This window comes from Cupriavidus sp. 05N40 (genome assembly GCF_056397305.1).
The window spans coordinates 1-5,401 of the sequence record NZ_JBFTND010000320.1; the positions used below are offsets into that span (position 1 = coordinate 1).

5 protein-coding genes are annotated in these 5,401 nt (G+C 63.2%); 3 read left to right on the forward strand and 2 right to left on the reverse strand.

The features are described from left to right. Nucleotides 1–110: 110 nt before the first annotated feature. Genes AC1DO7_RS38965 through AC1DO7_RS38975 form a run of 3 tightly spaced genes read left to right on the forward strand, consistent with a single transcriptional unit; the run spans nt 111 to nt 3,111 of the window. Nucleotides 111–1,121, forward strand: a complete 1,011-nt coding sequence (locus tag AC1DO7_RS38965) for a Bug family tripartite tricarboxylate transporter substrate binding protein (RefSeq protein ID WP_441620946.1) — start codon at nt 111–113, stop codon at nt 1,119–1,121. A gap of 54 nt (nt 1,122–1,175) precedes the next feature. Further along, entirely contained in the window at nt 1,176–2,237 is a 1,062-nt protein-coding gene (locus tag AC1DO7_RS38970; protein WP_441620948.1) for an isocitrate/isopropylmalate dehydrogenase family protein, read from the forward strand. 4 nt (nt 2,238–2,241) lie between these two features. Then, a complete protein-coding gene (locus tag AC1DO7_RS38975; protein WP_441620950.1) occupies nt 2,242–3,111 on the forward strand; it encodes an amidohydrolase family protein in 870 nt (289 codons plus the stop codon). Between the two features lie 663 nt (nt 3,112–3,774). Here AC1DO7_RS38975 and AC1DO7_RS38980 read toward each other — a convergent pair. Together AC1DO7_RS38980 and AC1DO7_RS38985 are read right to left on the reverse strand one after the other, a co-directional pair. After that, nucleotides 3,775–4,539, reverse strand: coding sequence for a flagellar brake protein (locus AC1DO7_RS38980; protein WP_441620952.1), 765 nt, complete (start codon nt 4,537–4,539; stop codon nt 3,775–3,777). Nucleotides 4,540–4,614: 75 nt separating this feature from the next. Then, complete coding sequence (locus AC1DO7_RS38985; protein WP_441620954.1) at nt 4,615–4,794, reverse strand: hypothetical protein; 180 nt, start codon at nt 4,792–4,794, stop codon at nt 4,615–4,617. Nucleotides 4,795–5,401: the final 607 nt, after the last annotated feature.

The following is a 5,401-nucleotide window of genomic DNA, read 5'->3' on the forward strand; positions in this document are numbered from 1 at the left end:
GGTCAGGCGTTGAACAAGGAACTCGCACTGTGGCGCGGCGTGGCAAGCCACCCGGGCATGCAATGGCAATGAGGAGGCTCCCCGCTTCGGTTCGATCAAGGAGACATGGATTGGAAACGGCCATCACAGACGCGCGGGCATTCACGGGCCGCAGACGATTCCTGCGCACTGGCGTTGCCGCCGCGGCCAGCGGGCTGCTCGGCACCGCGTGGGCAAGCAAGGACTATCCGGCAAAGCCCATCACCGTCATCGTGCCCTATGCCCCTGGCGGGCAAGGCGATGTCTTTGCCCGGTTGATCGGTGAACGGCTCGCCCGTGCACTGGGGCAACCGGTGGTTGTCGACAACCGGCCCGGCGCAAGCGGGGCACTGGGCAGCCGGTTAGTGGCCAGGGCCCCGGGCGACGGCTATACGCTGCTGTTAGGGCAAACCGGTGAGATTGCGATCAACGGATCCGCCATGAAAGCGCCCGGCTATGACACGCTGAAGGACTTCCGGGCCGTCGCGCTGGTCGGCAACGCGCCGCTGGTGTTGGCCGCACCCGCCAGCGCGCCTTTCAGCGGCCTGGGCGAGTTGCTGCAGATGGCGCGCAGCAAACCGGGCAGCGTGTCCTACGCGTCGTCCGGCACGGCCACGCCGGGCCACCTGGCAGCGGCCGCCCTGGCCATCGGAACCCGGACCGAGATGGTCCACATTCCGTACAAGGGCGCCGGACAGGCGATCACCGACCTGATGGGCGGGCAGGTGCAGTTCTTCTTTTCCAGCGCCTCCGCCATCATGCCTCACCTCAAGGGCGGCAAGATCAAGCCGCTGGCCGTATCCACCCCCCGCCGGGTGCCAGCGCTGCCCCAAGTGCCTACGGTAGCGGAGTTGGCCGTGCCGGGTTTCGATTTCAGTCTCTGGGGCGGCTACTTTGCGCCACGCGAAACGCCCGAGGCCATCGTCACGCTGCTCAATGCCGAGATCAACAGAATCATTGCCGAGCCTGCCATCCGTGCGCGCTTCGAGGCAGACGGCAGCGCCGTCGAGCCGGTTACGCCAGCGCGATTCGATGCATTCGTGCGCGCCGAACGCCAGAAGTTCGCGCAACTCGTCAAGGCAGCGGGTGCTTACGTTGAATGACCGTGTGCCCGCATATCGCTTTGCTCTTTCCCCTCGCACAATCAAGGACCAAACATGAAAATCGTCGTGCTTCCCGGTGATGGCATCGGCCCCGAAACAATGGCTGCCACGCTCGAGGTGCTGCGTGCCGTATCGTCGCGCTTCCGGCTCAACCTTGAATTCGACCTGGATGTATCCGGCCATGAGAGCCTGCGCCTCCACGGGGCCACCGTGACGCCGGCGTTGCTGCAGAAAGTGAAGTCCGCCGATGGCCTGATGCTCGGACCGATGGCCACCTATGACTTCAAGGATGAAGCCAGGGGCGAGATCAATCCCTCGAAATTCTTCCGCAAGGAACTGGACCTGTACGCCAACGTGAGGCCATCCCGCACCTATCCGGGCCTGCAGCACCGGGCTGGCGAGTTCGACCTCGTCGTCGTGCGCGAAAATACCGAGGGTTTCTATGCCGACCGCAATATCGAGTCTGGCGGCAGCGAGATGCTGATCACGCCGGATGTTGTCATCTCGTTGCGTCGCATTACGCGCCAATGCTGCGAGCGCATTGCACGCTCGGCGTTCGAGCTGGCCATGACACGCCGCAGGCATGTCAGCATCGTGCACAAGGCCAATGTGCTGAAGATCGGCGATGGCATGTTCATCGACATCTGCCACCAGGTGGCGCGCGAGTTCCCGGAAGTACAGGTCGACGACTTCATTGTCGACGCAATGATGGCACACGTGGTGCGCGCCCCGCAGCGATTCGACGTCATCGTCACGACCAACATGTTTGGTGACATCCTGTCCGACCTGACTGCCGAATTGTCCGGCAGCCTGGGCCTGGGCGGCTCGCTGAACGCCGGCAAGGACCATGCAATGGGCCAGGCGGCACACGGATCGGCGCCGGACATTGCCGGCCAGGACATTGCCAATCCTTTCTCGCTGATTGTGTCCGCCGGACAACTGCTTGGCTGGCATGGCCAGCGCAGCAACCTGCCCGCCTTCCTGGCTGCTGCGCGCGCCATCGACGAAGCGATGATCGCGGCGATCCAGTCGGGCGAGGCCACGCGCGACGTCGGCGGCCGCCTGGGCACCGCTGAAACGGGCCGCGCCTTCGCCCGACGCCTATTGGAAGCATAACGACATGCGCGACACTCCTGCGCTACCGGCAGGCGCCTGGGACTGCCACACCCACGTCATCGGCGCGCGCACCGACTATCCCATGGTCGCCCAGCGGCACTACACACCAGGACCGGCATCGCTTGAGGACCTGTTTGCGCACCTGTCGCGGCATGGCCTGCAACGCGTAGTGATCGTGCAGCCCAGCATCTATGGCACGGACAACCGGTGCATGCTCGACAGCCTCGACCGCCTGCAGGGCGCGGGCCGCGGCGTGGCCGTGCTGGACGAGGACGTGGACAACGAGGCCTTGCGTGCCATGCGTGCACGCGGCGTGCGTGGGCTGCGCCTCAACCTGGAAAGCAGCGGCCTGTGCGACGCCGGCGCCGCGCAGGCGGAGCTCGCACGCTGGGCCGGCCGCATCGCCATGTTCGACTGGCACCTGCAACTCTATGCCGACCTGGATGTCATCCTGGCCATGGCTGGCCAGCTTGCGAAACTGCCAGTTCCGGTCGTGCTGGACCATTTCGCCATGGTGCCTACCACACTGGCCCATGACGACGCGCGCGCGATCGCCTTGCTGACGCTGCTGCGCTCCGGCAACGTCTACATCAAATTCTCCGCGCCGTACCGGCTCGCGTCGGCTGGCATGCCGCCGGACGACGCAGCCAGTGCGTGGGCCGCGCTGTTCCTGCGGACTGCGCCACGACACGTGCTGTGGGGTAGTGACTGGCCACACACCGCACGGGATCCGCGCAGGTCACGGCATGAGGTCTCCGCCTACCGGACGCTGCCGGAGGGAGCGCTCGCGCGCTCCATCCGAAACTGGCTGCCCACGCAGGAGCTTAGGCAGCAGGTCCTGGTGGAAAACCCGGCTCGCCTCTACGCGCCGTGATGAGAAAGCTGTGAGGAGAGGTCGTGGCGCGGCCGCCGTGCCCATCTTCAAGGCGGGATGTGGCCGCCTTGTCCAGAAGCCAGGTAATCGCTTGCGCGCTAGATTTCGATCGACGTGGGTTAGGTGAAGAGATTTGGGGCGGCGCCGGATCCGGCGCTGTGCCGTCTGGTGGGAGCGTTGGACTTCAGGGTTGTTCCAGGTGGTGGTTGCTGTGAGCTCCTCAGCGCCGGCCACGGCGGCGTCCTGCGCCCTCGCCTGCACCGCCGTCAGCTCGGCGCGCAGGTCCGCCGCCTGCTCGGCCTTCTGCCGCAGCGTGCGCTCCTGGTCGATCTCGCGCAGCGCGCGGCGCTCGGTGGCCGCAGCCCGTTCCTGCCCCACGGCCACCTGCTCGCGGGTGCGTCCCAGCTCCGTCGAGAATTGGGTACGTAGCTCCAGCAGCTGCCGCTCGAGCGCCTCCACCTGGCGTACGCCCTCCTCCTGACGCGCCCGCGCGGCCGCGTGAGCGTTCCTTCGTGCGCGTCTGTGGGGCAGGCTTGGCAGCCGCCCCTTTAACGCTGACTCCAGGAACGAGATGTCATTATTGCGATGTTGCGATACCAAGCAGCAACAGGGGCCACTACAGGCGCAGAGGGGCTGCCGGATTGACCTGGCAGGGCTTCCCAGTCATTCGCGACCCGCCAGCTCAATCTGGTAGACCATGCGCTGGAGGAAAGTTTGCTGGCCGGGGGCGAGTGAAACAAAGGCGCAGCCAATGTGATGCATATCACGGCGGCCGTGTTGGACTAGCCCTTGCCCCACCACTTGTAGATCGACCTCCAGTTTGCCCAGGTCGCCAAAATCGAGGCTGCACTTCTTCAAAATCGTGCCGACCGACAACTGGCCAGCGCTAACAGCCTTCGAGCGCAGGCCCACTCCGGACAGCGACAAATCGGCGATGTCCAGCGTCAGAATTCGCTCGTCGGAGGTGCGCAGCTCGCAGTTATAAGCCATGTTAACGAGCGCGGACGCACGGGGATGAGAGCGGCGCTCAAAATGGTACAGCTGAGATGGGAAGGCTGCAGCGCAGGCCGGCTCGCCCCGATACTTGACTGGATATGGCCGTCCGACGGTGAAGTCAATTTCTACACCACGTAGCGTAGTGGAGAAAACAATCTCGTCCGAAGCCAGTAACAAATCCCGCTCGGCATCGGTGCGGCAACCGTCGAAGATGAAGGTACCGTTTGCGGGGTCGACCTTCAGCAACGTGGAAGCAATCTCGTATTTGTCGAGGGTGCGGATTCTGACCTCGCACCCTAGCCAAGCGAGATCTAGGAACACAGCACTGATTTGTACGTGCTGGGTCAGTCGGTAGCGGTCATCCAACATGCGAAGGCTTGGCGGTAGCGAGCGATTGACATGTTGCTTGTCGTTGGTGCTGTTGATGTTCATGAAATCGTCCAACAGAGAGGTTTCGACGAGGGCTACTCAAAGAATCCTTGCCGAGGTCGCACCAGCGGATGCCGGTCACACCGCGATGCCATGGAAGCAGGCCGCTGTGTAGCCAAATTCCCTGGCGACCATCGTCATCGCTCCTGCTGTGAGCACGACCCAAAGCAGGAACATAAGGAAGATGCCGACCCACGACTTTCGTGCGAGCTCGTTCAGTCGAATCGCACCTTGGTTATCTCGAAGTTTGGAGGCCATTTCTGTTCCCGTTTCTTGGCGGATGGGGGCGGATCGCGTTCCGAGCCGCTTAGTCCCATCCTACCGACGCCAGCGCGAAGTCAAGTGCGCGCCGAGGTCCCGACAAAGGACTGCAGAATTACAAGGCATCCGATCTTGGGTAAACGGCAGGAAAGTTGCTTCGCTGAAGCCCTACGTTAGAAGGGGGAGTCGAATGGAAGGGACTTCTTTTGGTGCGAATCTGGCGGTAGCCAGCCGGAGAGGCGCTTGCAGTAAGGCTTCGTGGCCGCCCGCACTTTGTGCGGGCGGCGTTCTTGTAATCCATTGATCTGTATGAATTTTTGGTGCCAAACCGCCAGATTTCGCACCCAAAGTACGATCAGCCCTGTAACGGGTTCGGTCAACTGAGTCACTGTGCCCACGCTCCTCTCGTGGACACAGTCGGTCATGCGTGTCCATCGCGAACGATGTTGGCATTCCGTTCGCCCGACGGCCAGATGGTACGAGTCACACGCTTACAGACATTGCTCGGCCGCCCCAAAAGCAAAACCCCCCAGTACTTGCGTACTGAGGGGTTTCAAGGGAGAGCCTGGCGATTACCTACTTTCACACGGGTAATCCGCACTAT